This is a genomic window from Acidovorax sp. M14 (assembly GCF_049331375.1).
Classification (GTDB): domain Bacteria; phylum Pseudomonadota; class Gammaproteobacteria; order Burkholderiales; family Burkholderiaceae_C; genus Acidovorax.
The window spans coordinates 544033-567455 of sequence record NZ_CP186263.1; the positions used below are offsets into that span (position 1 = coordinate 544033).

General features: G+C 65.7%; 18 protein-coding genes and 1 pseudogene. 4 read left to right on the top strand and 15 right to left on the bottom strand.

Annotated features, from left to right (window positions below):
• Nucleotides 1–72 precede the first annotated feature (72 nt).
• The gene (locus ACOYR4_RS02625; protein WP_422848547.1) at nt 73–1041 is read left to right on the top strand and encodes an EamA family transporter; all 969 of its coding nucleotides are present in this window, start codon (nt 73–75) and stop codon (nt 1039–1041) included.
• Here the strand turns inward: ACOYR4_RS02625 and ACOYR4_RS02630 are convergent.
• Genes ACOYR4_RS02630 through ACOYR4_RS02655 form a run of 6 tightly spaced genes read right to left on the bottom strand, consistent with a single transcriptional unit; the run spans nt 986 to nt 7959 of the window.
• A complete protein-coding gene (locus ACOYR4_RS02630) occupies nt 986–1384 on the bottom strand; it encodes a RidA family protein (RefSeq protein WP_015012337.1) in 399 nt (132 codons plus the stop codon). The two genes, ACOYR4_RS02625 and ACOYR4_RS02630, sit on opposite strands and share 56 nt — an antisense overlap.
• Before the next feature lie 2 nt (nt 1385–1386).
• Nucleotides 1387–3054 (bottom strand): AMP-binding protein, encoded by a 1668-nt coding sequence (locus ACOYR4_RS02635; protein ID WP_422848548.1) that lies wholly within the window; start codon nt 3052–3054, stop codon nt 1387–1389.
• 4 nt (nt 3055–3058) lie between these two features.
• Complete coding sequence (locus tag ACOYR4_RS02640; protein WP_422848549.1) at nt 3059–4255, bottom strand: acyl-CoA dehydrogenase family protein; 1197 nt, start codon at nt 4253–4255, stop codon at nt 3059–3061.
• Between the two features lie 4 nt (nt 4256–4259).
• Nucleotides 4260–5114, bottom strand: coding sequence for an enoyl-CoA hydratase family protein (locus ACOYR4_RS02645; protein ID WP_295941812.1), 855 nt, complete (start codon nt 5112–5114; stop codon nt 4260–4262).
• Nucleotides 5111–5602: a MarR family winged helix-turn-helix transcriptional regulator gene (locus ACOYR4_RS02650; protein WP_056059723.1), complete on the bottom strand. Its 492-nt coding sequence runs from the start codon at nt 5600–5602 to the stop codon at nt 5111–5113. Before ACOYR4_RS02650 ends, ACOYR4_RS02645 begins: the two co-directional genes overlap by 4 nt.
• Before the next feature lie 5 nt (nt 5603–5607).
• Entirely contained in the window at nt 5608–7959 is a 2352-nt protein-coding gene (locus ACOYR4_RS02655; RefSeq protein WP_422848550.1) for a bifunctional salicylyl-CoA 5-hydroxylase/oxidoreductase, read from the bottom strand.
• Nucleotides 7960–8099: 140 nt separating this feature from the next.
• On the opposite strand from ACOYR4_RS02655, the pseudogene ACOYR4_RS02660 reads away from it, so the two are divergent.
• Together ACOYR4_RS02660 and ACOYR4_RS02665 are read left to right on the top strand one after the other, a co-directional pair.
• Nucleotides 8100–9359: pseudogene (locus ACOYR4_RS02660) on the top strand (class I SAM-dependent methyltransferase); the annotation flags it as partial.
• Nucleotides 9360–9473: 114 nt separating this feature from the next.
• The gene (locus ACOYR4_RS02665) at nt 9474–9746 is read left to right on the top strand and encodes a DUF1840 family protein (protein ID WP_404976492.1); all 273 of its coding nucleotides are present in this window, start codon (nt 9474–9476) and stop codon (nt 9744–9746) included.
• 142 nt (nt 9747–9888) lie between these two features.
• Here ACOYR4_RS02665 and ACOYR4_RS02670 read toward each other — a convergent pair whose 3' ends face one another.
• From ACOYR4_RS02670 to ACOYR4_RS02710, 9 genes are all read right to left on the bottom strand, one after another.
• A complete protein-coding gene (locus ACOYR4_RS02670; RefSeq protein ID WP_060985057.1) occupies nt 9889–10884 on the bottom strand; it encodes a Bug family tripartite tricarboxylate transporter substrate binding protein in 996 nt (331 codons plus the stop codon).
• A 346-nt stretch (nt 10885–11230) separates the two neighbouring features.
• Nucleotides 11231–12214 (bottom strand): tripartite tricarboxylate transporter substrate-binding protein, encoded by a 984-nt coding sequence (locus ACOYR4_RS02675; protein WP_422848551.1) that lies wholly within the window; start codon nt 12212–12214, stop codon nt 11231–11233.
• Between the two features lie 378 nt (nt 12215–12592).
• Entirely contained in the window at nt 12593–13840 is a 1248-nt protein-coding gene (locus ACOYR4_RS02680) for a phenylacetate--CoA ligase family protein (RefSeq protein ID WP_209816380.1), read from the bottom strand.
• 229 nt (nt 13841–14069) lie between these two features.
• Nucleotides 14070–14882: an ABC transporter ATP-binding protein gene (locus ACOYR4_RS02685; RefSeq protein ID WP_422848552.1), complete on the bottom strand. Its 813-nt coding sequence runs from the start codon at nt 14880–14882 to the stop codon at nt 14070–14072.
• Nucleotides 14883–15104: 222 nt separating this feature from the next.
• Nucleotides 15105–16433 (bottom strand): ABC transporter substrate-binding protein, encoded by a 1329-nt coding sequence (locus ACOYR4_RS02690; RefSeq protein ID WP_209816379.1) that lies wholly within the window; start codon nt 16431–16433, stop codon nt 15105–15107.
• Nucleotides 16434–16559: 126 nt separating this feature from the next.
• The gene (locus ACOYR4_RS02695) at nt 16560–17636 is read right to left on the bottom strand and encodes a branched-chain amino acid ABC transporter permease (RefSeq protein ID WP_015012349.1); all 1077 of its coding nucleotides are present in this window, start codon (nt 17634–17636) and stop codon (nt 16560–16562) included.
• A 118-nt stretch (nt 17637–17754) separates the two neighbouring features.
• Nucleotides 17755–18684, bottom strand: coding sequence for a branched-chain amino acid ABC transporter permease (locus ACOYR4_RS02700; protein WP_015012350.1), 930 nt, complete (start codon nt 18682–18684; stop codon nt 17755–17757).
• A 15-nt stretch (nt 18685–18699) separates the two neighbouring features.
• Complete coding sequence (locus ACOYR4_RS02705; RefSeq protein WP_015012351.1) at nt 18700–19485, bottom strand: ABC transporter ATP-binding protein; 786 nt, start codon at nt 19483–19485, stop codon at nt 18700–18702.
• A gap of 35 nt (nt 19486–19520) precedes the next feature.
• Nucleotides 19521–21467, bottom strand: a complete 1947-nt coding sequence (locus tag ACOYR4_RS02710; protein WP_015012352.1) for an AMP-dependent synthetase/ligase — start codon at nt 21465–21467, stop codon at nt 19521–19523.
• Between the two features lie 181 nt (nt 21468–21648).
• On the opposite strand from ACOYR4_RS02710, the gene ACOYR4_RS02715 reads away from it, so the two are divergent.
• On the top strand, nt 21649–23418 hold the full coding sequence (locus ACOYR4_RS02715; protein ID WP_209816378.1) for an ExeA family protein: 1770 nt from the start codon (nt 21649–21651) through the stop codon (nt 23416–23418).
• The last annotated feature ends 5 nt before the right edge of the window (nt 23419–23423 follow it).

A 23423-nucleotide genomic window follows, 5' to 3' on the forward strand; every position in this document is an offset into this window, starting at 1 on the left:
ATAGCCGCTTGTTTTTGGTAAAAATTCCGAAAACCTTGCGGTTTCCATAAATTATTCGGTCAGGTGGAGAATATGCCGACAATTTTCAATGTGCAAGCCCGAGCACAACGCAACGGGGCGGTGGCCATGGCACTGCTGCTGGTCTACATCGTCTGGGGCACTACCTATTTCGCCATTGGTATTGCGCTGCAGAGCATGCCGCCACTGCTGATGAATGCCATCCGTTTTTTGTGCGCCGGTAGCGTGATGCTGGTGATTGCGTTGTGGCAAGGCCATGCATTGCCCACGTGGGTGCAATGGCGCAACTCGGCGGTGGTGGGCGGCTGCATGGTGTTTCTGGCCATGAATTTGATGGGCTTTGCGCAAAAGCTTGGCATCGGCTCGGGCCTGATGGCCACGGTGGTCACCACCATGCCCATGTGGCTGGCGCTGTGGTCGCGCTGGGGCGGCGAGCGCGTGCCGTTCACCAGCTGGATCGGCCTGGCGCTGGGCGTGGTAGGAGCCCTGCTGCTGGCGCTGGAGGGCGATTTTTCAGCCACCTGGCTCGGTGCGCTGCTGGCCTTTGGTGCGCCGCTGTGCTGGAGCGTGGGCTCGTATGCCTCGCGCAAGCTGTCGCTGCCCGCGCCCGCCATGGCATCGGCCGCGCAGTGGTTTGCGGGGGGCGCCATGGGGCTGGTGGTGGCGTTGTGGTTCGAGCCTTTGAGCGCCCTGGGCCAGGTCACTGCCAAGTCGTGGGCGGCGTGGGTCTACCTGCTGGTGTTTGGCACGCTGGTAGCGCTCAATGCGTATCTGTGGCTGCTGCAGAACACCTCCGCAGCGCTGGCAGGCAGCTATTCGTTTGTAAACCCTGCAGTGGCTTTGCTGGTGGGCGTGGCGCTGGGGGGCGAACTGCTGACGGGCTGGGTGTTTGCCGCGCTGCCGTTGATTGGAGCAGCGCTGGCGTTCATTCTGTACGGGCAAGCGCTGCAGCGGTGGCTGGAAAAACTCAGTCCGGGATTACAGCGGTTGCTTCAATCTCGATCTTCGCGCGCTCTTCCATAAGCCCCGCCACCTGCACACAAGCCATGGCCGGAAAGTTCTTGCCCAGCACCTCGCGGTAGACCGCCCCCAGCTCCTTCAGGCGGCTGTTGTATTCGTTGCGGTCGGTCACGTACCAGGTCAGCCGCACCAGGTGTTCGGGGCCTGCGCCGCCAGCCTCCAGCACCGCCCGCACGTTCAGCAGCGTCTGCTTGGTCTGGGCAATGAAGTCGTCGCTCTCAAACTGCTGCTGCGCGTTCCAGCCGATCTGGCCGCCGGTAAAGACCATGGTGCCGCGTGCGGCCACGCCGTTGGCGTAGCCCTTGGGGGTGACCCAGCCTTCGGGCTGCAAAAGGGTGTTTTTCATCGTCATGTTGTTTTTGTGGAAGTGGGCAATGCGGCGGAGTGTGATGCGCCCGCACCCTGGCGCAGCTTGAAGCGCTGCAGCTTGCCGGTTTCGGTGCGGGGCAGTGCGGTCACAAACTCCACCACGCGTGGGTATTTGAACGGAGCGATGGTGGCCTTCACATGGTCCTGCAGCGTCTTGACCATGGCGGCGTCGCCCGTGTGCCCGGGCTTCAAGACGCAGATGGCCTTGACCACCATGCCGCGCTCTTCGTCGGGCACGCCGATCACCCCGCACTCGGCCACGGCCGGGTGGCGCAGCAGGGCGTCTTCGACCTCGGGGCCGCCCACGTTGTAGCCGGCGGTGATGATCATGTCGTCGTCGCGCGCCTGGTAGAAGAAGTAGCCGTCCGCGTCCTGCGTGAACGCATCGCCGGGGTAGTTCCAGCCGTCCTTCACGTACTTGGCCTGGCGGGGGTCGTCGAGGTACTTGCAACCCGTGGGGCCGATCACCGCGAGCTTGCCCACGGTGCCGCGCGGCAGCTCGTTGCCATCGTCGTCCACCACCTTGGCGGTGTAGCCGGGTACCACCTTGCCGATGGCGCCGCGCCGGCTCTCCCCGCCGGGCGAAGAGATGAAGATGTGGAACATCTCGGTGGCGCCAATGCCGTCCGTCATGTCCAGGCCGGTCGCCTCCTTCCACAGCTGGCGTGTGGCGTCCGGAAGGCCTTCGCCCGCACTCACGCTGGTGCGCAGCTGCGGCAGGCCCCTCTGCTTGGCGAACGGCGCCATCTGCCGGTAGAACGTGGGGGCGGTGTAGCAGATGGTCACGCCCGCTTCGCGCATCAGCCGCACCATGGTTTCGGGCGTGTAGGGCTGGTCGGGGAAGTACACGCTGGCACCCGCCCACATGGGGAACACGAGCAAGCCACCGAGGCCAAAGGTGAATGCCAGCGGCGGCGAGCCCGCCACGATGTCGTCGGGCGTGGCGCGCAGCACGTGGCGCGGCCAGGCCTCGCAGCCCGCCAGCACATCGCGGTGCGTGTGCACGGCGGCCTTGGGCGCGCCGGTGGTGCCCGAGGTGAAGGCCATCAGCGCGATGTCGTCCGCCGCCGTCGGGCAGGGTGGCGTGGTGCCGGGCTTGGCCTGTGCGCGCTGGAGCAGGTCGGCCGCATCCGGCGCGGTGTGGAAGGGCACGATGGTGGTCAGCACCGGGTGCTGTGTTTGTGCCGTCTGCAGCTCGGCCAGCAGGCGGCCGTCGCACAGCGCCAGCGTGGGCTGGGCACGGTCGATGATGCTGCCCAGCTCCACCGCGCGCAACAGCGGCATTGTGGCCACCGCAATCAGACCGGCGTAGACCGTGCCCAGCCAGGCCAGCGCCATCTCCACCGTGTTGCCGCCGCGCAGCAGCACGCGGTTGCCGGGCACCAGGCCGTGGTCCTGCGTGAGCACCTCGGCAATGCGCGCGGCTTCGGTGCGGGCGTCGCGGTAGGTGTAGGTGCGGTGCGGGCCGCGCAGCAGGGGGCGGTCGATGTGGCCAGCGCGCTCGGCCTGCTCGAAGAGGGCGTGCACGAGGTTGGCCTGGTCTGCGATCTGTAGCTCGGGCAGGTCGTAGCGCAGCGTGGGCCAGGCCTCAGGCGGTGGCAGACGGTCGTGCACGAAATGGTCGGGCTGGGCGGAGGGGGCTTTCATGCGTTTACTCCTGCAGAGCGGCCTTGCCGATGATCAGTTGCTGCACCTCGGTCGCGCCTTCGTAGATGCGTAGCGAGCGGATGTCGCGGTACAGCGATTCGACCTTGCTGCCCACTTCCACGCCCCGCCCGCCGTGCAACTGCAGCGCCATGTCGATCACACGCTGGGCGTTCTCGGTGGCGGTCATTTTGGCCATCGCAGCTTCGGCCGTCACGCGTGCCTGGCCGGTGTCGCGCTGCCAGGCCGCGCGGTAGGTGAGCAGCGCGGCGCTGTCCACCAGCGCGGCCATCTCGCCGATCTTGGCCTGCGTGAGCTGAAAGTCGGCGAGCGTCTGGCTGAACATGCGGCGTTGGCGGGCGTGGTGCACGGCCTCGGCCAGCGCGCGGCGCGCCATGCCCAGCGCAGCGGCGGCGACCGACGCGCGGAAGATGTCGAGCGTGCGCATGGCCAGCTTGAAGCCGCCGTTTTCTTCACCCAGCAGCGCTGTGGCGGGCACGTTGCAGTCGCTGAACTGCAGCGTGGCCAGCGGGTGCGGCGCCATCACATGGATATGGCGCGAGGTGTCCAGCCCTGGCGTGTTCGCATCGACGATGAAGGCGCTGATGCCGCGCGTGCCGCCGCTCGGGTTGGTCTTGGCGAACACGCAGTAGAAGTCGGCGATGCCGCCGTTGCTGATCCAGGTTTTGGTCCCATTCAAGCAAAAAGTGCCTGTAGCGCTAGTCGAATCTGTGCTGGCAGCTATGGTTTGCATAGCGCCCACATCCGATCCGGCTTCGGGCTCACTGAGCGCAAACGCCGCAATCAGCTCGCCACGCGCCACACCTTGCAGGTAGTGCGCCTGCTGCGCAGGGCTGCCCGCCAGCGTGATCGCACCGCTGCCCAGCCCCTGCATCGCAAACGCAAAGTCCGCCAGCGGCGAGTGGTAGGCCAGGGTCTCGCGCAGCAGCACCAGCGCGCGCGAGTCCAGTGCGGGCAGCGCGCCGCCGTGCGCGGCCGGCACACAGTAGCGCAGCCAGCCGCCCGCGCCAAGGCGATGCACCCAGTCGCGGCAGGCGGCGCGGTCGTCGGTTTCATCGACCTCTTGCTCGGCCGCCCAGGGCACCAGGCCCTCGGCCAGCGCGCGGTGCGCGTCGTCGAAGAAGGGCAGGGCCAGGTGCGCCGTGGAGGGCGGGCAAGGGGCGGGGGGCGTGGCGACGTGCATGTTTTTAGTCCCCCTGGAACATCGGTTTCTGCTTGGCAGCAAACGCCTCGTACGCGCGGCGGAAGTCTTCGGTCTGCATGCAGATGGCCTGGGCCTGCGCCTCGGCCTCGATGGCCTGCTCGATGGTCATACTCCACTCCTGGCTCAGCATGGTCTTGGTCATGCCATGGGCAAAGGTGGGGCCGTCGGCCAGCGCGCGCGCTGTGGCCTGCACATTGGCCAGCAGGTCGGCGCTTTCATACAGGTCGTTGAAGAAGCCCCAGGCCAGGCCTTCGTGCGCGGTCATCGCGCGGCCAGTGAAAAGCAGCTCGCTGGCGCGACCCTGGCCGATCATGCGGGGCAGCAGCGCGCAGGCGCCCATGTCGGCACCGGCCAGGCCCACGCGGGTGAACAGGAACGCGGTCTTGGTCGCCTCGGTGCCGTAGCGCATGTCGCAGGCCAGCGCCATCATCGCGCCCGCACCGGCGCAGATGCCGTCGATGGCGCCCAGCACGGGCTGCGGGCAGGCGCGCATGGCTTTCACCAGGTCACCGGTCATGCGCGTGAACTCCAGCAGTTCGGGCATGGTCATGGTGGTCAGCGGGCCGATGATCTCGTGCACGTCGCCGCCCGAGCAGAAGTTGCCGCCCGCACCGGTGACGACGATGGCCTTCACGTCGGTGGCAAAGCGCAGCGCGTAGAAGAAGTCGCGCAGCTCCGAATAGCTCTGGAAGGTGAGCGGGTTCTTGCGGTCTGGCCGGTTGAGTGTGACGGTGCCCACACCATCGGAAAAGCTCCAGCTGAAATGTTCGGCCACGTAGTTGGCTTGCGGGTTGAACTGCTCGCGCATGGGGTTGTTCGCCCCGATGTAGTGCTTCATTCGGCTGTCTCCAAAGAGTTATTTTGTGTGTGTTCTTTGACCTTGCCCAGCAGGCGGTACAAGGTGGCGATGTCGCGCTCGCCCAGCGTGGCGAAGGCTTCGACGATCCATTGCTCGTGCTGGCGCGCCATGGTGTTGAACTGCTCGCGGCCCTGCGGCGTCAGGCGCACCAGGTACGCACGGCGGTCGCCCTCCACGTCCATGCGCTCAACCAGCCCTTCGGCAACGAGCTGGTCGGTGATGCCGGTGATGTTGCCGCTCGTCACCATCATGCGGCGCGAGAGTTCTTTCATCTTCATGCCGTCCGGTGCACGCTCCAGCTGCGCCATCAGGTCAAAACGCGGCAAGGTGGTGTCGAACTGCGCGCGCAGGTGGCTGCGCACCTGCTTTTCGATGAGCTGGGTGCAGGTGAGCAGGCGCAGCCACAGGCGCAGGGCTTCTGGGTGTTCGCTGGGGGCGGCGCCGTGCAGGCGGGCTTCGAGGTCCATGGGGTTTACTCGATGGCTGCGGGTTTGCTGGATTCCTGCGCCGGTGCGGCCAGTGCAGCCATCTGCTTTTGCTTGGCAATCTCGCGCAGCATTTGGTCGCGGCCGCTGTGGTATTGCACCGGCCAGTCCGTGTGCGCTGCGGCCACGGGGCTCAATTGCGCGGCGGCGTGCAAGGTCCAGGCCGGGTCGGCCAGGTGGGGGCGGGCGATGGCGCACAGGTCAGCCCGACCGGCTGCAACGATGCTGTTGGCGTGGTCGGCCTCGGTGATCGCGCCCACGGCCATGGTGGCAATGCCCACCTCGTTGCGGATGCGGTCGGCAAACGGTGTCTGGTACATGCGGCCGTAGACGGGGCGCGAGTCGCGCGTGGTCTGGCCGGAGGACACGTCGATCAGGTCCGCGCCTGCCGCCTTGAACATGCGCGCAATGGCGATGGCGTCGTCGGCGGTGTTGCCATCGGGGAGCCAGTCGTGCGCCGAGATGCGCACGGAGAGCGGCTTGCCGGCCGGCCACACGGCGCGCAGCGCGGTCAGCACCTCCAGCGGGTAGCGGCAGCGGTTCTCCAGGCTGCCGCCGTATGCATCGGTACGCTGGTTGGTGGCGGGGCTCAAAAAGCTGGCCAGCAGGTAGCCATGCGCGCAATGCAGCTCCAGCCAGTCAAAACCGCAGGCCACGGCGCGGCGGGCGCTGTCCACAAACGCGGCGGTCACGCGGTCCATGTCGGCGCGGGTCATGGCGGCAGGTGTCTGGTTCTGCGCGCCATAGGCGATGGGGCTGGCCGCCAGCAGGGGCCAGTTGCCGGTCTCCAGCGGCTCGTCCGTGCCTTCCCAGCCCACGCGCGTGGAGCCCTTGGGACCGCTGTGGCCTAGCTGCAGGCCGATCTTGGCCGTGCTGCTGCCGTGCACAAAGTTCACGATGCGCGCGAAGGCGGCTTGCTGCGCATCGTTCCACAGGCCGGGGCAGGCGGGGGTGATGCGGCCCTCGGGCGTGGGGCTGGTCATCTCCACCATCACCAGCGCGGCGCCGCCCAGGGCCCTAGCGCCCAGGTGCACCAGGTGGAAGTCCTGCGGCACGCCCTCGACCGCGCTGTAGGTGGCCATGGGCGAGACGACGATGCGGTTCTTGAGCGTGAGGTCTTTCAGGGTGAAGGGCGTGAGCATGGGCGGAATCGCGGCCTTGCCACCCGCGAGCCAGGCCTCATAGCCCTCCAGCCATGCGGCATCGCGCAGCCGCAGGTTCTCGTGGCTGATGCGCTGGCTGCGCGTGAGCAGCGAATACGTGAACTGCTCAATGGGCATGCCGGCGTAGCGCGCCACGTTTTCAAACCACTCGGTGCTGTTGCGCGCGGCGTTCTGGATCTTGAGCACCTCCACGCTGCGGCGCGCTTCATAGTGCTGCAGCACTTCGTCGATGGGCAGGCCGGTGGCGAACTCGTTGGCGAGGTCGATGGCGTCTTCCAGTGCGAGCTTGGTGCCGCTGCCAATCGAGAAATGCGCCGTGTGCGCTGCGTCGCCCATCAGCACGATGGGCACACGCTTGCCGCCAACGGTCTCGCGGTGCACCCAGGTGTTGCAGATCACACGCGGAAAGCGGATCCAGTTGGCCGAACCGCGCAGGTGCGTGGCGTTGCTGATGAGCGCGTTGCCGTCCAGGTATTGGGCAAACAGCTTTTCGCAGAATGCAATGGCATCGGGCTGCTCCATCTGGTCCAGGCCGTGGGCCTTCCACACGGCCTCGGGCGTCTCGACGATGAAGGTGGAGGTGTCGGCGTCGAACTGGTAGGCGTGGGCCTGGAACCAGCCATGCTCGGTCTGTTCGAAAGCAAACGTAAAAGCGTCGAACTTCTTCTTGGTGCCCAGCCACACGAAGCGGCACTGGCGCAGGTCGATGTCTGGCTGGTAGGTAGCCGCGTAGCGGGTGCGGATGCGGCTGTTGAGGCCGTCGCTGGCGATCACCAAGTCAGCACCGTACTGCGCGGCGAGCGCCTGGTCGTCGGCCACGTCGGTCTCGAACACCAGCTCCACACCGACCGCCAGGCACCGGTCCTGCAGGATGTTGAGCAGCCGCTTGCGGCCAATGCCGCAAAAGCCGTGGCCGGTGGAGCGCACGCTGCGGCCCTTGAAGAACACCTCGATGTCGTCCCAGTGGTTGAACGCATCGCCGATGAGTGCGGCCGTGGGCGCGTCGGCCGCCTGCAGGTTGGCCAGCGTCTGGTCGGACAGCACCACGCCCCAGCCGAAGGTGTCGAACGGTCGGTTGCGCTCGACCACCGTGATGCGGTGGGCGGGGTTCTGCTGCTTCATCAGCAGGGCGAAATAGAGACCGGCGGGCCCGCCGCCAATGCAGAGGATGTTCATGTCAAAATAGTTTAGACCTAAACAAAATGCTGTCAATGGGGTTGCTCCCTGCCGCCAGAGCGTGCCGCCGCTGTAGGACAGACTCTGAAAAGCCGGGCTGCGTGTTGACGCGCTGCAGCATGACTTCAAGAATCCTTGGCATGAAGCACTTGCTGCATACCCTGGAGGGGCGGCTGGCGACCCTGCCGGTGCCCATGGCGGTGGAGCTGCCGGCGGGCCAGCACCTGGGCGCACCCGACCCGGCGGTGGTGCTGCGCTTTCGGGACCGCATGGCGCTGGTCGCGCTGGCATCCGGCGATATCGGCCATGTCGGGGCCGCCATCGTCGAGGGGCGCGTGGCGCTCGAGGGCGGCATGCGTGATCTGATGGCCGCAGCCACCGGCCTGCTGACACGCGACCCCGCACGCGACCAGCACCACGGCTGGTGGCGCAGGGTGCTGGGGCGCGCGCGGTCCATGGCAGCACACACGCTGGCGCATGACGCGCGGCAGGTGCAATTCCACTACGACCTGTCGGATGACTTCTATGCGCTGTGGCTGGACCCGCGCCGCGTGTATTCGTGCGCCTACTACCAGTCACCCGACCTCACCCTGACCCAGGCGCAGGAGGCCAAGCTCGACCACATCTGCCGCAAGCTGCAGCTGCAGCCGGGCGACCGGTTCCTGGACATTGGGGCGGGCTGGGGCGGCCTGCTGCTGTGGGCGGCCGAACACTACGGGGTGGACGCAACCGGCATTACGTTATCGCGCAACCAGCATGCGCATGTGCTGCGGCTCATCCACGAGCGAGGGCTAGGAGGACGGGTGCGCGTGCAGTTGGTGGACTATCGCGAGTTGCACGTGGACCAGCCCTTTGACAAGATCGCCTCGGTGGGCATGTTCGAGCACGTGGGGCGTGCGCAGATGGGCCGCTACTTCAACACCGTGGCGCGTCTGCTGCGCCCGGGCGGGCTGGTGCTGAACCATGGCATCACCGCCGGGGGCGTCGACAACGCGCAGTTGGGCGCCGGCATGGGCGACTTCATCGAGCAGTACATCTTCCCGGGCGGTGAGCTACTGCATGTGAGCACGGTGCTGCAGGACCTGGCCCGCGCGGGCCTGGAGATGGTGGATACCGAGAACCTGCGCCCGCATTACGCGCGCACGCTGTGGGCATGGTCCGATGGCCTCGAAGCCCGATTGCCGGCAGCCCGTGGGGTGCTGTCCGCACAAGCGGGCGCCGAGCAGGCGGATAAGGTCTTGCGTGCCTACCGCTTGTATCTCGCAGGCAGCGCCCTGGGCTTTGAACGGGGCTGGATGGCGCTGCACCAGATGCTGGCCATCAAGCCGGATGGCGACACCGCCAGGGGCGCTTTACCCGGCGCACAATCGAGTTATCCCTTCACCCGCGACCATATGTACGCGGCCCGTAAGACCCGCTTTGAAGCTCTCTCTAAAACCCTCTCTGACAACCTTTCTGACAGGCCTTTGACCATGCTCTACAAGTTCAAATCCCGCGCCACTGCCGACCTCATCATGCTCGAACCCCAGGGGCGCCAGATCGTGACCCTCATCGGCAAGACCCCTGGCAGCAGCGGCATCGTGACCGCTGCGCAAATCCCTGCCGCCATCGCTGCGCTGGAGGCCGCCGTCATCGCCGACGAGGCCCAGCCCGAAGCCCAGGAAAACGATGAATCTGCCGCAGAGGAGCGCCACGACGTGGTGCGCCTGCGCCAGCGCGCAGCGCCCTTCATCGAGATGCTCAAGCGCAGTGCGGCGGCAGATGTGGACGTGGTGTGGGGCGTATGACCTGAGGGCAGGCGGGTTCGCAACTCACACAACGCGCAATGCGCACTTCGCGACGAAAGGACATTGCCAGTCCCATCCACCCACCCTCAGCAATCCGTCGCGGGCCACGCTGCGATCTTCGCCGTTGCAGTAGTGTCTGCCGTCAGTCCACCTTGGCGCCCGAGGTCTTTACCACCTGCGCCCACTTCTTGTGCTCGTTGTCGATGTGCTTGGCAAATTCTGCGGGCGTGTTGCCGCCGGGGATCGCACCCTGGGCCAGCAGCCGCTCCTTCATGGCAGGGGTGGCCAGTGACTTGGCGACTTCCTGCTGAATGCGGTTCACGATGTCGGGGGGCGTACCCGCTGGGGCCAGCAGGCCGAACCACGAACTGGCCTCGTAGCCCTTGAGCGTGGGGCCGCCTGCCTGCTCCACCGTGGGCACATCGGGCAGGGCACCCGAGCGCTCAGAGCTGGTCACGGCCAGCGCGGTGAGTTTGCCGGCCTTGATCTGCGCCATGGACGAGGGCAGGTTGTCGAACATCACGTCCGCGTTGCCCGCCACCATGTCCATCAGTGCCGGGCCGGAGCCCCGGTAGGGCAGGTGCAGCATGAAGGTACCGGTCATGCTCTTGAACAGCTCGCCAGCCAGGTGGATCGACGTGCCGTTGCCGCTGGAGGCCATGTTCATCTTGCCGGGGTTGGCCTTGGCCACGCGGATGAAGTCCTGCACGTTGTGAATGCCCTGGGCCTTGGCCTTGTCGGCGTTCATCACCATCACGTTGGGTACGGCGGCTACCAGGGTGATAGGTACAAAGTCCTTGATGGGGTCGTAGGGCAGCTTGGCGTACAGCGCGCGGTTGATGCCGTGGGTGCCCACGGTGCCCATCAGCAGCGTGTAGCCGTCGCCGGGAGACTTGGCTACCAACTCTGCACCCACGTTGCCGCCCGCGCCCGCGCGGTTGTCCACGATGAACTGCTGCCCGAACGCTTTGGACAGCTCGGGCGCCATGGCGCGGGCCAGGATGTCGGTGGTGCCACCGGGCGCAAAGGGCACCACGATGCGTACCGGCTTGGTGGGCCATGCGCCCTGGGCGCGCGCCATGGTGGGCAGCAGCGCCGCCGCGCAGGCCAGCGCAACGGTGCTGGCGGCCAGGGCCATCACCTGGCGACGGCGCGCGTGGAGTGGATGCGCAGCGGTTGCGGCATCCGATGAGCCGGATGAGCGAGTGGGTGCGTGGAGGGGAGTGCGTGCCATGGAGATCAATCCTTGATGTCGGGGAGAAGAGAAAGGTCTGCTGGGGTTCTACGCGCGTTGGCGCAGTGGGGGCAGATGGATAACCCCAATCCTGGTGGCGCAGGGCATCTGCAGCCCGCAATATCGCGCGCACGGTCCGTTCAACAGCCCACCCGCGCCCATGAAAAAAGCCGCAACACGTCGTGCGACGTGGCGGCTTTGGGGAGGTGCTGGCAGGGCTGCGTTCAGAGCCCTACCGGGTGCGGGAGGATCAGTCCGCGTATGTGCCTGCGGCCTTGATGACGGCGCCCCACTTGTCGATCTCGGCGGCCACGAACTTCTTGTGCTCAGGGCCTTCAATGCGCTTGTCGGTGATGACGACGGCGCCCAGGGCTTCCTGCTTCTTGATGAACTCAGGGTCCTTCAGCGCGACCTTGAGGGCGTCGTTGATCTTCTTCTGCACATCGGCGGGTGTGCCCTTGGGGGCGTACAGGCCGTGCCAGATGCTCACGTTGAAGTCCTTCAGGCCCGATTCCGCCAGGGTAGGCAGGTCCTTGAGCGCGGGGGTTGTGAGGCGCTTGGCGGTGGTCACGGCATAGGCTTTGACCTTCTTGCCTTCGATCTGGCTCGTAGTGTTGGTGGTCTGGTCGCACAGCAGGTCGATCTGGCCGCCGATCAGGTCGGTGATGGCAGGGGCCGTGCCCTTGTAGGGCACATCGGTCATGTCCGTTTGCAGTGCGGACTTGAACATCAGGCCGCACAGGTGCGACGCAGCGCCCAGGCCGGCGTTGCCCAGGTTGATCTTGCCCTTGTTCTGCTGGATCCAGGCCGTCAACTCCTTGAAGTTGTTGGCTGGCATGGTGGGGCGTGCGATCAGCGTCATGGGCACTTCATTGACCATGCCCAGGTATTCAAAGTCGTTGGGCACGCTGAAGGACAGCTTGCGGTACAGCGCGGGCATGGTGGACATGCCGATGTGGTTGAGCAGCAGGGTGTAGCCGTCCGGGTTGGCGCGGGCCACGCGGGCGGCGCCGATGGAGCTGCCGGCACCGGCGGTGTTGTCCACCACCACGGTACCCAGCGGCTTACGCAGTGCTTCGGCCAGATCGCGGGCCACGCGGTCGGTAGGGCCGCCGGCCGCAAAGGGCACCACGAGTGTGATCGTCTTGTCCTTGGCGGGGAAGTCCTGCGCGTGGGCGCCAAAGGCAGCCACTGCAGCGGCAGCGACGAGGGCGAGTTTCAGCATTGTTTTCATGGGTGCTCCTGTAAATGACGGGCCATGATAGCGAGGGGCATTTCCGCCAACATTGCGGATAGTACGTAGCACACAGGCCGCATGGTCTTTAAGCCAAATGGCCCGGCAGCGCTGGTATTTATTGCCTTGAATGCTACTCAATAGATAGCAAATGTTAGGGTAAACACTGCGGTGCCCCCGTGTGCGAAATGGCCTTGTTTTGCGCTGTCGCAAGGCCGGATGCCCTGTCTGATCGATTGATGTGCACACACATCTTTTGCGTGCCGTACGCGCACTGCCCGTGCGCTCAGGCCTGCGCAGCGAGATCTTCAACAGGCGCCCAGGTCGCCTGCCAGTGCGCGCGTGCGCACTGGCAGGCGGGCGTAACTGCTGAAAGAGCTATTTGTAGCTGCGCGCGTCTTCGATCACCTTGCCGTCATTGGGCAGTGTGCCGGGGGGCACCATCTGCACCTCGCCGCGCAGCTTGGTCACCTCGCGGATCGCGTCGCTGAGCTGGTGGGCCAGGCCCTCGGCGGTCTCGGTGGTTTCGACCTGCAGCACCATCTGGTCGTTGGCCATTTCGCCGCTGACCACAAGCCGGGCGCGCTGCACCTGGGGAAAGCGGCGCGCAATGGTGGCGATCTGCCCCGGATGGACGAACATGCCGCGCACCTTGGTCGTCTGGTCGGCCCGGCCCATCCAGCCCTTGATGCGCGTATTGGTGCGACCGGTGGGGCACTGGCCGGGCAGCACGGCGGACAGGTCGCCGGTGCCAAAGCGGACCAGCGGGTAGTCGCGGTTGAGCGTGGTGATGACCAGCTCGCCCACTTCGCCCTCGGGCACCGGGTCACCGGTGCCGGGGCGCACGATCTCTACAATCACGCCTTCATCCAGCACAAGGCCTTCGCGTGCCGAGGTTTCATAGGCAATCAGGCCCAGGTCTGCCGTGGCATAGCACTGGTAGCCCGCGATGCCGCGCTCGGCAAACCAGTCGCGCAGCGAGGGCGGAAACGCCTCGCCCGACACCAGCGCTTTGGTGACGGTGGGCAGGGCCACGCCCATCTCGGCGGCCTTCTCGACAATGATTTTCAGAAAGCTGGGCGTGCCGATGTAGCCCGCCGGTTTCAGCTCGGCCATGGCCTGCACCTGCTGCTCGGTCTGGCCGGTGCCGCCGGGGAACACGGTGCAGCCCAGCGCGTGGGCGCCGGTCTCCATCATCGAACCTGCAGGTACAAAGTGGTAGCTGAAGCTGTTGTGGATCAGCTCGCCGCTGCGAAAGCCCGCCGCGTGGATCGCGCGCGCCATGCGCCAGTAGTCACGCCGTGTGCCCTCGGGCTCGTAGATGGTGCCGGGGCTGGCGAACACGCGGGTCATGCCGGGTCCGAAGTTCAGCGCGCTGAAGCCGCCAAACACATTGGCAGCGCGGCCCGCCTGCTGCCGCTCCAGCAGCTCGTACTTGCGCGTGACGGGCAGTTGCGCCAGCGCCGCGCGGCTGGTGACGGCCGATGCATCCACGCCCGCCAGGATGCTGGCAAAGGCGGGCGACGCCTTCTGGGCATGGGCGATCTGCTGCGGCAGCGCCGCCATCAAGCCCGCTTCACGCTCGGCGGGGCTGCGCGTTTCCAGGGCGTCATAGAACGTGCTCATGCCTGGGTTCCTTGTGAGAAGGTGGTTTTGAATGAAATCAGCCTCTAGCGCTTATCCATAAAGCGCAAGCAGCTATGAAATTAAGAGTGAATTCGTTCAGTGTCTGAAAAGGATTACTGCCCTGGTCGCCCGCGCTGCCGAAGGTCAGCGCACCCGTGGAACTGGCTTTGCCAGGCCACCGGGTGCGTCCCCCTGAGGGGGAAGGCGCGTCAGCGCCTCAGGGGGCACCCTAAGCAAGCCAGCGCTTACGCCGCTTGTAGCTCTTCACGTCCTTGAAACTCTTGCGCTCGCCGCCGCCCACGCCCAGGTAGAACTCCTTGACGTCCTCGTTGTTGGCCAGGTCGCTGGCAGCGCCGTCCATCACTACGCGGCCGCTTTCCATGATGTAGCCGTAGTCCGAATACTCCAGCGCCATGTTGGTGTTCTGCTCGGCCAGCAGGAAGGTGACCTTCTCCTTGGTGTTCAGGTCCTTCACGATGTTGAACACCTCCTCCACGATCTGCGGCGCGAGGCCCATCGAAGGCTCGTCCAGCAACACCATGCTGGGGTTGGCCATGAGTGCGCGGCCGATGGCGCACATCTGCTGCTCGCCGCCCGAGGTGTAGGCGGCCTGCGAGGTGCGGCGCGTCTTGAGGCGCGGGAAGTAGTTGTAGACCTTCTCCAGATTGGCCGCGATCTCTGCCTTGCTGGTGCGGGTGTAGCTGCCGGTCATCAGGTTCTCTTCGATGGTCAGGTGGGCAAAGCAGTGCCGCCCCTCCATCACCTGCACCACACCGCGCTGCACCAGGTCGGCGGGCGAGAGGTTCTCGATGCGCTCGCCACGCAGCTCGATGCTGCCCTTGGTCACCTCGCCCCGCTCACCCTGCAGCAGGTTGGAGATGGCGCGCAAGGTCGTCGTCTTGCCCGCCCCGTTGCCCCCCAGGATGGCCACGATGGAGCCCTCGCGCACCTGCAGCGAGACGCCCTTGAGCACCAGGATCACGTGGTTGTAGATGACTTCGATGCCGTTGACGTTGAGAACGATGTTGCTGTTGGAGTCCATGGTCTTGCCTTCCTGTACCAATCCAAAAGGCTGTGGGTCAACCCTTTGGATTGGCGGCTGCCAAAAAAAGCAACCGCTGTTCACTGGCCGTAAAAACTGTCGCGGCCTTAGCGAGGAACGCCGCGCAAGGGCCGCCCCGCCGCGCTGGCGTTGTCCCCCTTCCCGCAGCGCGAAGCGCTAAGAGAGAAGGGGGAAGCGGCAAAGCCGCTCAGGGGGATGTACTTAGCTCTGGCAGTCCGCTGCGTCGCGGCGCGTCATCTTCTTGTCGGCCAGGTACTTGTCCGCACCGGCCTTGACCATGGGCTTCAGGATCTGCTCATCGGCCTGGTACCAGTCGGACGAGAAGTTCCACTTGCTGCCATCCCAGGTGTGCACGCGCGCCCAGGTGGAGCCCATGTGGTCGGCGCAGCTGGTGGACAGCGGACGCATCACGCCGCCAAAGCCCAGCGCGTCCAGCTTCTTCTGGTCCAGGGCCAGGTTTTCCATGCCCCAGCGCACTTGCTCGCCGGTCATGACCTTGCCCTTGCCAAAACGCTCCTGGGCGCGGCGCACCGACTCGACGGCCAGCATCTGGATGATCACGCCGCGCGTGTACAGCACCGAGCCCACTTCGTCCTTGGGACCCGTGCCCTGGCCCTTGTCGTGCACGTGCTTCAGGATGTCCTGGATCACCTTGGGCTGCTGGCCCGAGGTGTTCAGCGCCAGTGCGTTGTAGCCCTTGGCACCTTCGCCCACGTCACGCACATCGGGCTCGGCACCGGCCCACCACACGCCGTACATCTTGTCGCGGGGGTAGCCCGTGGCTTGGGCTTCCTTCAGGGCGGTGGAGTTCATCACGCCCCAGCCCCACAGCAGCACGTAGTCGGGACGGCTCTGGCGTACTTGCAGCCAGGTGGCTTTTTGTTCCACGCCGGGGGCGGTCACGGGCAGCATCTGCAGCTCAAAGCCGTGCATCTTGGCGCGCTCCTGCAGCAGCGGAATGGGCTCCTTGCCGAAGGGGCTGTCGTGGTACACCAGCGCGATCTTCTTGCCCTTGAGCTTGTCCAGGCCGCCATTGGCCTTGCCGATGTGCTGGATCAGGATGTCAGCGCCGGTCCAGTAGCTGCCCATGAAGGGGAAGTTCCACTTGAACGCCTGGCCGTCCTGCGCCACCGACAGGCCGTAGCCCAGCGTCATCAGCGGGATCTTGTCCACGGGGGCTTTTTCGGTCAGCGCAAAGGTGATGCCGGTGGCTTGGGGGTCGAACAGCGAGACGCCGGGGCGGCTCTTCAGGCGCTCGTAGCACTCCACGCCACGGTCGGTGGCGTAGCCCGTTTCGCATTCTTCAAAAGTGAGCTTCACACCGTTGATGCCCCCGTCGCGGGCGTTGATCATCTTGATGTAGTCCTGCTTGCCGTTGGCCCATGGCACACCGTTGGGTGCGTAGGGGCCCGTGCGGTACGACAGCAGCGGGAAGAACTGCTCCTTGGCTTGTGCGAAGGCGCTCGTCGCCATGGACGAGGCACCGGCAGCAACCACCGCAGCGGCGATCACGATTTTCGAAAGCTTCATGGATGTCTCCTTTGGATGAATGTGTTGAAGCACGGGAAAAAACACGACAGACAGACAGTTAACGCGGCAATGCAACAGGCTCGTATCAGGACTTGCGAGTAAGGGGTTTCCTGCAGCGCGGTCTGATCAGTGCGGGAAGGGCCACAGGCGCAGCTTCTGCTTGGCGGTGGACCAGAGCTTGGCCAGGCCATGGGGCTCCACGATCAGGAACCACACGATCAGCGCACCGAAGATCATCAGCTCGGCATGCGACACGCCCGCCGTGGACACCTCGATGCCAAACAGCCCCATGAAGGCGGGCAGGAACTGGTTGAGCACGATGGGCAGCACCACGATGAAGGCCGCGCCAAAGAAGCCGCCCATGATGGAGCCCAGTCCGCCGATGATCACCATGAACAGCAGGCGGAAGGACACTTCCACCGAGAACGCCGCAGGTTCCCAGGCGCCCAGGTGCACAAAGGCCCACAGCGCACCGGCCATGCCCACGATGAAGGAGCTGACGGCAAACGCGCTGAGCTTGGCGTACATGGGGCGGATGCCAATCACGGCCGCGGCCACGTCCATGTCGCGGATGGCCATCCACTCGCGGCCAATCGCGCCGCGCACCAGGTTCTTGGCCAGCAGGGCCACCACCACCAGAATGGCCAGGCAGAAGAGGTATTTGCTGGTGGCGCTTTCGATGGGCATGCCCAGCACCTGCAGGTTGGTGACCGACACCGAGCCCGAGTCGGAGTTGTTGGTGAACCACTTGATGCGCAGGAACATCCAGTCGCTGAAGAACTGCGCGGCCAGCGTCGCCACCGCCAGGTACAGGCCCTTGACGCGCAGACTGGGCAGCCCGAACAGGATGCCAAAGAACGTGGCGCACAGCCCGCCCAGGATGAGCGCCGGAATCAGCGGCATGCCCGGAAAGCGCACGAAGAAGTTGTAGGCTCCATAGGCCCCTACGGCCATGAAGGCGCCCGAACCCAGCGAGATCTGGCCGCAGTAGCCCACGAGGATGTTCACCCCCAGGGCTGCCAGCGCCATGATGACGAAGGGGATCAGGATGGCGCGGAAGATGTAGTCGCTGGCCAGCATGGGCACGGCGATGAAGGCGATGGCCAGGATGATGCCGATGGCTAGGCGGTCCTGCGCGATCGGGAAGATCTGCTGGTCAGCGCGGTAGCTGGTCTTGAACTGGCCGTTTTCGCGGTAGAGCATGTTTTATTTCTCCTTGTGAACCTTCGGGGTGGTGATCTTTTGGCTACGGGCACTGCGTGCCCTCCGCCGAAAAATCATTCTTCGCTGCGCGAAGCACCCTCCGGGCGGATCACGTGTTTCACACGCGATCAATGATTTTTTCGCCAAACAACCCCTGCGGCCTGAACAGCAGGAACACCAACGCCAGCACATACGCAAACCAGATCTCGATGCCCCCGCCCACGTAGGGGCCCAGGTACACCTCCGACAGCTTCTCGCCCACGCCGATGATCAGCCCGCCGATGATGGCGCCGGGCACCGAAGTCAGGCCGCCCAGGATCACCACCGGCAGCGCACGCAGCGCCACCGTAGTCAGCGAGAACTGCACGCCCAGCTTGCTGCCCCAGATCATTCCGGCCACCAGGGCCACGACACCCGCCACGCACCACACGATCACCCAGATGCGGTTGAGCGGAATGCCAATGGACTGGGCCGCCTGGTGGTCGTCGGCCACAGCGCGCAGGGCGCGGCCGGTGGAGGTCTTCTGGAAAAACACCGACAGCAGGGCCACCAGTGCAGCGGCGATGGCGGCGGCGATCACGTCTTCCTTGTTGATCAGGATGCCGCCCTGGAACATGGACTCCAGCGCAAAGATCGGGTCCTTGGGCATGCCCACGTCGATCTTGTAGATGTTGCTGCCGAACAGCGTCTGGCCCAGGCCTTCCATGAAGTAGGTGATGCCCAGCGTGGCCATGAGCAGCGTGGCGCCCTCCTGATTCACCAGATGGCGCAGCACCAGCTTCTCAATCAGCCAGGCCACCACAAACATGATGGCGCCGGCAATCACAAAGGCCGCCAGGTTGGCCACGATGGGGTTCGTGATGCCGGTCCACTGCGGAATCCATTCGGCAAAGCGGGCCATGGCCAGGGCTGCGAACAGCACCATGGCGCCCTGCGCAAAGTTGAACACGCCCGAAGCCTTGTAGATCAGCACAAAGCCCAGCGCCACCAGCGAATACAGCATGCCGGCCATGAGGCCGCCGATCAGTGTTTCGAGAAAGAATGCCATGTTGTCGTCTCCTGATCAGTGCGAGGTGCCGAGGTAGGCACTGATCACGTCTTCGTTGCTGCGCACTTCGTCGGGCGTGCCGTCGCCGATCTTCTTGCCGTAGTCCAGCACCACCACGCGGTCGCTGATGTCCATCACCACGCCCATGTCGTGCTCGATGAGCACGATGGTGGTGCCGAACTCGTCGTTCACGTCCAGGATGAAGCGGCACATGTCCTGCTTCTCTTCCACGTTCATGCCGGCCATGGGTTCATCGAGCAGCAGCACCTGCGGCTCCATGGCCAGGGCCCGGCCCAGGTCCACGCGCTTTTGCAGGCCGTAGGGCAGCTGGCCCACGGGGGTCTTGCGGTAGGCCTGGATTTCGAGGAAGTCGATGATGTGCTCGACGTATTCGCGGTGGCGGATTTCCTCGCGCTCGGCCGGGCCGATGCGCAGCGCCTGCATCAGCAGGTTGCTTTTGATCTTGAGGTTGCGGCCGGTCATGATGTTGTCGATCACGCTCATGCCTTTGAACAACGCCAGGTTCTGGAAGGTGCGCGCCACGCCCATCTCGGCCACCTGGCGCGAGTTCATGTGGTCAAACGTCTTGCCCCGGAAGGTGATGGAGCCTTCGGACGGTGTGTACACGCCGTTGATGCAGTTGAGCATGGAGCTTTTGCCCGCACCATTGGGGCCGATGATGGCGCGGATCTCGTGCTCTTTCACATTGAAAGAGATGTCGGTGAGTGCCTTCACCCCGCCAAACCGGAGGCTGATGTTCTTGACGTCGAGGATGACGTCGCCGATCTTTTTGGTGGTCATGGTGGGGGGCTTCTCCAGCGGGTAGAGCGCGGGTTTCATGCGGCGGTCTTGACGGGGGTGAAGGTCTTGGCGTCCGAGATCTTGAGCGTGGCGCTCACGCTGCCGGTGCGGCCGTCCTCGAACTTGACCTGGGTCTCGATGTACTGCTCGGTGCGGCCTGCGTACAGCGCATCGACGAGCACGCCGTACTTCTCGGCAATGAAGCCCCGGCGGACCTTGTTGGTGCGGGTGAGTTCGCCGTCGTCAGCGTCCAGCTCCTTGTGCAGCACCAGGAAGCGGCTCACCTGGCTGCCAGCCAGCATGCTGTCGCCCGCCAGGTCGGCGTTCACCTTCTCGATGCATTCGCGGATCAGTTCGTACACCTCGGGCTTTTGCGCCAGGTCGGTGTAGCCGGCGTAGGGCAGGTTGCGGCGCTCGGCCCAGTTGCCCACGGCGTCGAAGTCGATGTTGACCATCACGCACACCTTCTCGCGCTTGTCGCCCAGGGCCACCACTTCCTTGATGTGCGGGAAGAACTTGAGCTTGTTCTCCACGTACTTGGGCGCAAACATGGCACCGTCGTTGGCACCACCCATGATGCGGCCTACGTCCTTGACGCGGTCGATGATCTTGAGGTGGCCGTGCGCATCCAGAAAACCTGCGTCGCTGGTGTGGTACCAGCCGTCCGCCGTCAGCACCTCGGCCGTGGCGGCGGGGTTCTTGTAGTACTCCTTGAGGAGCCCAGCGGACTTGACCATGATCTCGCCGTTGTCGGCCACCTTGATCTGCACGCCACGAATCGGCACGCCCACCGTGTCGGCGCGGGCCTGGTTGTCGGGCTGCAGGCACACGAACACAGCGGTTTCGGTGGAGCCGTACAGCTGCTTGAGGTTGATGCCGATGGAGCGATAGAAGGTGAACAGGTCCGGGCCAATGGCCTCGCCCGCCGTGTAGGCCACCCGCACGCGGCTGAAGCCGAGGTTGTTGCGCAGCGGGCCGTACACCAGCACATTGCCCAGCGCGTACTTGATGCGGTCCAGCGTCCCCACGGGCTCGCCGTCCATCAGGGCTGGGCCCACGCGCTTGGCCACGCGCATGCAGGCCTCGAACATCTTGCGCTTCAAGGCGCCTGCGTCTTCCATGCGGATCATCACGCTGGTCAGCAAGCCTTCAAAAATGCGCGGCGGCGCAAAGTAGTAGGTGGGGCCTACTTCCTTGAGGTCGATGGTCACAGTGCTCGCCGACTCGGGGCAGTTGACCACGTAGCCGCAAGCCAGCCACTGGGCGTAGCTGAAGATGTTCTGGCCGATCCAGGCGGGCGGCAGGTAGGCCAGCACTTCTTCGCTGCTGGTGAGCTTGTCAAATTCGGCGCCCGCGCTGGCGCGGTCCAGCAGCGTGCTGTGGGTGTGCACCACTCCCTTGGGGTTGCCCGTGGTGCCCGAGGTGAAGAACATCGCGGCCACGTCGCCGGGCTGGGCCTTGGCCACTTCGGCCTTGAACCAGCCGGGGTTTTTTGCCGCAAAGGCCTTGCCAGATTCGATCAGGGCGTCCAGCGAAGCCAGGCCGGGCTCCGAGTAGTTGCGCAGGCCGCGCGGGTCGTCAAAGTAGATGTTGGAAATCTGCGGGCACTGCTCACGGATTTCGAGCAGCTTGTCCACCTGCTCCTGGTCTTCCACCAGGCAGAAGCGCACCTCGGCGTTGTTCAGCGGGAAGATGCATTCGGCTGCCACCGCATCCTGGTACAGCGGCACGGGGATGGCGCCCAGCGACTGCGCGGCCAGCATGGTGGCGTACAGGCGGGGGCGGTTGGCTCCCACCACCACCATGTGCTCGTGGCGCTTCAGGCCCGCCAGGTGCAGGCCGGCGGCCACCTGTTCCACCAGGCGCACCAGGTCTGCCCAGCTGTGGGTTTGCCAGATGCCATATTCTTTTTCGCGCAGGGCCGGGGCCTCGGGGCGCTCGGCGGCGTGCTTGAGCAGCAGTTGCGGGAACGTGGTCAACATTGCAGGTTCCTGAAAGTGAGAAGGTGTCAGCCCGGTGACTGCCGGGCGCGCAAGCTTGTGATTGCGCGATGGGGGAATGCTAGGACCCACTTTGACGCCATCTTGTCTTGCCGACGACAATTTAGGGGTAACTCCTGGGTGGGTAAAACCCTGCCCACGGGCGGGCGGTATCCTCCGGGGCATGTACGCCCCGTTCTTCGGCCTTCAGCACCCGCCGTTCTCCATCGCCCCCGACCCCCGCTACCTGTTCATGAGCGAGCGGCACCGCGAGGCGCTGGCGCACCTGCTGTACGGCCTGGACGCGGGCGGCGGTTTTGTGCTGCTGACCGGTGAGGTGGGGGCGGGCAAGACCACCGTGTGCCGCTGCTTTCTGGAGCAGATCCCGTCGCACTGCGATGTGGCCTACATCTTCAACCCCAAGCTCACGGTGGGCGAGCTGCTGCGGTCCATTTGCGACGAGTTTGGCGTACCGCACCAGCCCTCGGTGGCCGGGGTGGAAACGGTCAAGGATTACATCGACCCGCTCAATGCATCGCTGCTCGCGGCGCATGGCGCCGGGCGCAACACGGTGCTGATCATTGACGAGGCGCAGAACCTGTCGGCCGACGTGCTGGAGCAGTTGCGCCTCTTGACCAACCTGGAAACCAGCGAGCGCAAGCTGCTGCAGATCATCCTCATCGGCCAGCCCGAACTGCGCACCATGGTCGCCAGCCCTGCGCTGGAGCAACTGGCCCAGCGCGTGATTGCGCGCTTTCACCTCGATGCGCTGAGCGCGCAGGAAACCCAGCAATACATCGCCCACCGCCTGGCCGTGGCGGGCCTGCAAGGGCCGCTGCCCTTCAGTCGCAGCGCCCTGCGGCGGGTGCATGCGCTGTCGCGCGGCATTCCCCGGCGCATCAACCTGCTGTGCGACCGGGCGCTGCTGGGCGCCTACGCGGCCGGGGTGCGCGAGGTCAGTGCCCGCATCGTCCAGCGTGCGGCGGCTGAGGTGTTTGATGCACCCGCGTCGGCCGCTGCAGCGCGCAGCGCCCGGGGCCAGTGGCCCCGCTGGGCGGTGGCCGGCCTGGGTGTGGCGGCGGGTGCCGCGCTGGTGGCGGGCGGCTGGGCACTGGGGACCTGGCCGCAATGGTCTCGGCAGGGCGTCGTGTCATCCACCGCGCCTGCGGGCGCCACGGCCAGCCAAACATCTGCCAGCGCGCCATCCAGCGCCCCGCCCAGTACCCCGCCCAGCAGTGCTGCCAGCACTGCAGCGGTTACAACACCCACGGCGCCCGCGGCAGGGGCTTCGGCCCCGCGCGTCGCGGCGCCGGTGGCCATGTCGGACCTGCAGCAGTTTGTGGCCGCACTGCCCGCCAGCGACAACGCGGCCTGGCAGGCGCTGGCCTCGGCCTGGGGGGCCAGCGTGGCCGACGGGGCCGATGCCTGCGCCACCTTGCCGCGCGACGGCCTGCGTTGCTACCGCAACCGCCGCGCGGGCCTGAACCTGGTGCGGCAGATCGATCGCCCGGTGCTGCTCACGCTGTTTCCGTCCGAAGAGGGCGATGTGGCCGTCTCGGCCGTGCTGCGCCGTCTGGACGGCGACATGGCCACGCTCGAAGGCGCGGGCCGTGCGGTGCGCGTGCCGGTGGCCGAGCTGGCGCAGGTGTGGCGTGGCGACATGGCCACGCTGTGGCGCACGCCGCCCGACATGCCCGACAAGGGCGACCTGGCGGAGACCGCTGCCGGCGCCGCCTGGCTGGACCAGCAGCTGGCGACGACTGCGGCCGGTGGCTCGCGCGTTGGCGCACCGGCCGCGGGCCGTACGACCACGCCGGCCCAGCGCCAGGCACGCATCCAGCGCTTCCAGCTGGCCCAGGGGGTGACCCCGGACGGCCGGGCGGGGCCCTTGACCCTCATGCTGCTCAACCGTGTCAACGGCGTGAGCGAACCGCGCTTGCGCACCGGAGGCTGAACCCA